This window comes from Mesorhizobium sp. M7A.F.Ca.CA.002.15.2.1 (assembly GCF_003998715.1).
In the GTDB taxonomy this organism is placed as follows: Bacteria; Pseudomonadota; Alphaproteobacteria; order Rhizobiales; family Rhizobiaceae; genus Mesorhizobium; species Mesorhizobium ciceri.
In genome coordinates this window covers 1-4,978 of record NZ_RZPI01000426.1, presented here as the reverse complement: position 1 = coordinate 4,978, position 4,978 = coordinate 1, and the positions used below count along the sequence as shown (strand labels likewise).

Annotated in this window: 4 protein-coding genes; 2 read left to right on the top strand and 2 right to left on the bottom strand. The window is 62.7% G+C overall.

The window, feature by feature from the left end; genetic code table 11:
* Together ENZ74_RS21660 and ENZ74_RS21655 are read right to left on the bottom strand one after the other, a co-directional pair.
* Positions 1–1,375, bottom strand: a 1,375-nt coding sequence (locus ENZ74_RS21660) for an efflux RND transporter permease subunit (protein WP_164761122.1), incomplete at its 3' end; no start/stop codon positions are given.
* Positions 1,372–2,703, bottom strand: coding sequence for an efflux RND transporter periplasmic adaptor subunit (locus ENZ74_RS21655; RefSeq protein ID WP_127312981.1), 1,332 nt, complete (start codon positions 2,701–2,703; stop codon positions 1,372–1,374). The genes ENZ74_RS21660 and ENZ74_RS21655, both read right to left, overlap by 4 nt.
* Positions 2,704–2,848: 145 nt before the next feature.
* Here ENZ74_RS21655 and ENZ74_RS21650 point away from each other — a divergent pair, with 145 nt between their 5' ends.
* Both ENZ74_RS21650 and ENZ74_RS21645 read left to right on the top strand, forming a co-directional pair.
* Positions 2,849–3,382, top strand: a complete 534-nt coding sequence (locus ENZ74_RS21650; RefSeq protein ID WP_024503025.1) for a TetR/AcrR family transcriptional regulator — start codon at positions 2,849–2,851, stop codon at positions 3,380–3,382.
* Between the two features lie 124 nt (positions 3,383–3,506).
* A partial coding sequence (locus ENZ74_RS21645; protein ID WP_164761121.1) for an inorganic phosphate transporter occupies positions 3,507–4,978 on the top strand: 1,472 nt, incomplete at its 3' end.

Below are 4,978 nucleotides of genomic sequence, written 5' to 3'. Positions count from 1 at the left end.
GCGCGCCGGTCAGGCCGCCGGTAAATGCCAGCGGTGCGAACACGGCGGCCAGCGTCATGGTCATGGCAACGATGGCTGATGCGATTTCGCGCATACCGCTGAACGCAGCCTGCATCGGCGACATGTGATCTTCTTCCATGTGACGATGGATGTTCTCCACCACCACGATGGCGTCGTCGACGACCAGGCCGATCGCCAGCACCATGGCCAGCAGCGACAGAAGGTTGATCGAGTAGCCAACCGCGAACAAAAGGAAGCAGACGCCGATCAGCGACAACGGGATGGTGATGATCGGCATCATCACCGACCGGAAGGAGCCAAGGAACAGAAGGATGACGACGACGACGATGGCAACCGCCTCGCCGATGGTCTTGAACACCTCTTCAATCGAGGCGCTGATCTGCCCGGTCGCGTCGTAGACGACCTCGATCGTCATGCCTTTCGGCAGTGTCTCCTGAATCTGCGGCACCAGCTTGGTGAGCGCAGCCGCCGTGGTCAGCGGATTGGCCGCCGGCGTCGGGAAGATGGCGAGGAAGGTGCCTGGCTTGCCGTTGAACGAGACCCTGGTATCGGTGTTCTCGGCGGCGAGTTCGACGCGAGCCACGTCGCGCAACCGCACCACATTGCCGTCGGTCGAGCGCAGCGGCAGCTCGGCGAATGCCTCCGGCGTCTGCAATGTCGAGCGCACGGTGATCGAGGAAACGACATACTCGTTCTGGGTGTTGCCGGGCGCCGACAGGAAGTTGGAATTGTTGATCGCCGTCAGCAGTTCGGAGGCGGTCACGCCGCGCGCTGCAAGTTTGACCGGATCGATCCAGACGCGCATCGAGTATTCCTGGGCGCCGAAGATCTGCACGTCGGCGACGCCTTCGACCGTCGACATGCGCGGTCTGATGACGCGCTCGATATACTCCGTCAGCTGCTCCTTCGTCATGTTCGGATTCTGCATCGAGATGTACATCATCGCGAACTGCTGGCCGGTGCCCTTGACGATGACAGGGTCCTTCGACGCGTCCGGCAAAGTGCCGCGCACGCCCTGGACCTTGGACAGAACTTCGGTCAGCGCGACGTCGGGGTTCGAGCCGAGCTTCATCTGCACCGTCACGGTGCTGGAGGACGGGCGGCTGGACGAGGTGACGTAGTCGATGTTTTCGGTCGAGGCGACGGCGCGGGCGATCGGGGCGGAAATGAAGCCCTGGATCAGATCGGCGCTGGCGCCTGGATAGGCCGTGGTGATCGTGATGGCCGTTTCATCGACCTTCGGATACTGCCGGATCGACAGATTGAAGATGCCCTGGAAACCCAGGAGCAGGATCATGCAAGCAAGGACCGTCGAAAGAACAGGCCGGCGAATGAAGAGATCTGAAAAGCTCATTGCTGGTCGGCCTGCTTGTTCGCCGATTTGGTCGGGTCGATGGTGTTGTCCACAACGACGGACATGCCGTTGAAGAGGCGGTTCTGACCGGCGGTGACGACCTCGTCGCCGGCCTTCAGCCCCTCGACGATCTCGACCATGCCTTGATTGCGGCGGCCGGGCTTGACGAACACCTGCGACAGCACGAGCGCGGGCTTGTCACCTTCCGCCGCCGGCTTGGCCCCATCGGCAGCCTTGTCAGTTGGCTTTGCCGCATCGGCGGCAGGCTTGTCTGCATCAGCCGCCGGCGTCATGGCATCGGCCGGCTTGGTGTCCGCAGGCTTGGCGTCAGCCGATTTGTCGGCTGCCGGCGCAGCGGGTTTTTCCTCCGGCTTGGCAGCTGGCGCTGTCTCGGCGGGCTTGGCTGGCTGCACCACGAAGATGTAGTCGCCATAGAGACTTGTCGTCAGCGCCGTCTGCGGCAGGGTCAGCACGTTCTGCTCTTCGGGCAGCTCGACACGCACCTGCACGAACTGGCCGGGGGTCAGCTTGCCATCGGGATTGGCGACTTCCGCCCGGATGTTCACCAGCCGGCTGGACGAGTCGATCTTCGGGTCTATGCCACGAATGGCGCCTGCGAATGGCCTGTCCTCGCCGCCAAAGCCCAATCGAATCGTCTGGCCGATCTTGAGCAAGGCGAGTTGCTGTTCGGGAACCGTGAAATCGACCCGCATCGTGTCGAGGTCCTGCAATGTCACCACGGCGGTGCCGGGCGCCAGATACTGGCCGACATCGATCTTCGGGATACCCACCGTGCCGCCGAAAGGCGCCGTCAGCTGCTTCTGGTCGAGCACGGCCTGCAGCTTGGTGACTTGGGATGCCGAGGCCGAGGCCGCCGCACGCGCCGTGTCCAGCGTCGAGTCGGAGCCAACGCCACGCCTGGTCAGTTCGATGGCGCGGGCAAGTGAGGTCTGGTCTAGCGCGGCCTGCGCCTTCTGTGCATCGAGGTCGGCGCGCTCGACGGCGTCATCGAGTTGCAGCAGAACCGCATTGTCCGCCACCTTCTGGTTGGCATGGAAAAGGATGTCCTTGACGATACCGGTAGTCTCGACCGTCAGGTCGACACCGCGCACCGCCTTGACCGTGCCGATCGCCTCGACGCCTGGCGTCCAGGCCGAAGGCTTGGCGATGGTCGTCGAAACGGTTGCCGCCGGCGGCTTCATCGATGCGAAGTACTGCTTGATGCCGTTGTCGCGCAGGAAGTTGAAGCCGACGATGCCGCCGACCACGACGACGAGCAGGGCCAGAACCAGAACAATGATAAAGATACGGAGTATGCGCTTGAACAAGGAAGTCCCCTCAGTCGAAATCCGGCGCGAAGCGCGGATATCGGGACACATACCGACTGCGGGTCCCGATTTCAAATAATGGCGGTCTTCCTGTACCGTCTGGACGGTCTTGTCAATTGGGCCTAAGCTTGCGATGGGAGGCACCATGAGAGCCCAAAGACCGAATTCGCGCGAGAAGATTCTCGCCGCGGCGGCTGATGTTGCCCGGGAATCCGGACCAGGCAGCCTGTCGCTGGATGCCGTCGCCAGCCGTGCCGGCGTGTCGAAGGGAGGGCTCCTCTACAATTTCCCGACCAAGGCCAAATTGATGCAAGGTTTGGTCGAAGGCTATCTGCGCGAGTTCGAGCACGCGCTGGAAGCCGCCAGCACAAATGACAAGGACGAAAATCCCCTGGCCGTCTACATCAGGCTGTCGGCCAATGATTGCGAGGAAAAGCAGCCGTCGGCGTCCTGGATCTTCTCGGCCATCGCCGAGGATCCCGATTTCATGATGCCGATAAAGACCTTCAAGCGGCAGCTTTTCGAGCGGCTGAAGGGCGAGACGCCGGATCTCAAATCGCTGTTGATCTGCTATCTCGCCATCGAGGGATTGCGCAGCATGAACCTCTTCGATTCGGATGTCCTGTCGAAAGACGAGCGCCAGTTGTTGGTATCGTCGCTGCTCGAGATTGCCAAATAGGCGCCGCCCACCCGCTTTTCGGCAGGCCTGTTCGTGAACGCGGCGTTCGCCGGCGTCACACAGGGTTCATCGTGCGGACATAGCGTCTTCCCAGTTCTTTGCTGCAATGCATCTGGAGTGGGACATGGTGGACATAGTTTCTAGCGAGGCGGGCATTCCGAGACCGGATCATCCGCTGGATCAATCGGGCAGCGCGAAGTGGTTCCTGCCGGCCTTCGGCGTGCTGGTGCTCGTCGGCATCGCCTATGTCGGCTACGCGCTCAGCCAGGATCTTGCGGTGGCCAAGACCGTGCCGTGGATCCTGCTTGGCATCGCCTTGCTGATCGCGCTCGGCTTCGAGTTCGTCAACGGCTTCCATGACACCGCCAATGCGGTGGCGACGGTCATCTACACGCGCTCGATGCCGGCCGAATTCGCCGTCATGTGGTCGGGCGCCTTCAATTTCCTCGGGGTTCTCACCTCCAGCGGCGCGGTCGCCTTCGGCATCCTGTCGCTGCTGCCGGTCGAGCTGATCCTGCAGGTCGGCTCGTCCTCGGGCTTCGCCATGGTGTTCGCGCTGCTTGTGGCGGCGATCCTGTGGAATCTCGGCACCTGGTTCCTCGGACTGCCGGCGTCGAGCTCGCACACGATGGTCGGTTCGATCATCGGCGTCGGCCTTGCCAACCAGTTCATGGCGCCCGCCGGCAGCGCCACCAGCGGCGTCGACTGGTCGCAGGCGACCAATGTCGGCGTCACCCTGCTGGTGTCGCCGATCATCGGCTTCTTCGCCGCGGCGATCCTGCTCTATGTAATGAAGCTGCTGGTGCGCAATCCGGCGCTCTACGAGGCGCCGAAGGGCAACACGCCGCCGCCATGGTGGATCCGTGGCCTGCTCATCTTCACCTGCACCGGCGTCAGCTTTGCGCACGGCTCCAATGACGGACAGAAGGGCATGGGCCTGATCATGCTGATCCTGATCGGCGTCGTGCCGACGGCGTATGCGCTGAACCGCACCCCCGACATCAACTATCTCGAAGCCTACAAGTCTGCTTCGGTCAGCGTCGAAACGGCGCTGGGCAAATATGCCAAGCCCGGCGTCACCGTCGCCGATGCCAAGGCCGCCGTCCAGGATGCCGTGCGCACCAGGACATGGAGCGACCAGACGACGGTTGCGCTGCAGACCTACATCCACAACACGACGGCTGGCCTGCAGCCCTATGCCTCGGTCGAGACGGTGCCGACCGATCTGGTCAGCAACGCCCGCAACGACATCTATTTGATCGGCGAAGCGCTCAAGCTGATCGACAAGAAGCAGCTGCTGCCGATGGAGGCGGCCGATCTGAAAGCGGTCACCGACTATCACAAGGCCGTCGACAACGCGACGAAGTTCATCCCGATCTGGGTGAAGGTCGCCGTCGCGCTGGCGCTCGGCCTCGGCACCATGGTCGGCTGGAAACGCATCGTCGTCACGGTCGGCGAGAAGATCGGCAAGAGCCATCTGACCTACGGCCAGGGTGCGGCGGCCGAACTCGTGGCGATGGTGACCATCGGCATGGCCGATCGGCTGGGACTGCCGGTGTCGACGACTCATGTGCTGTCGTCGGGCGTTGCCGGAAC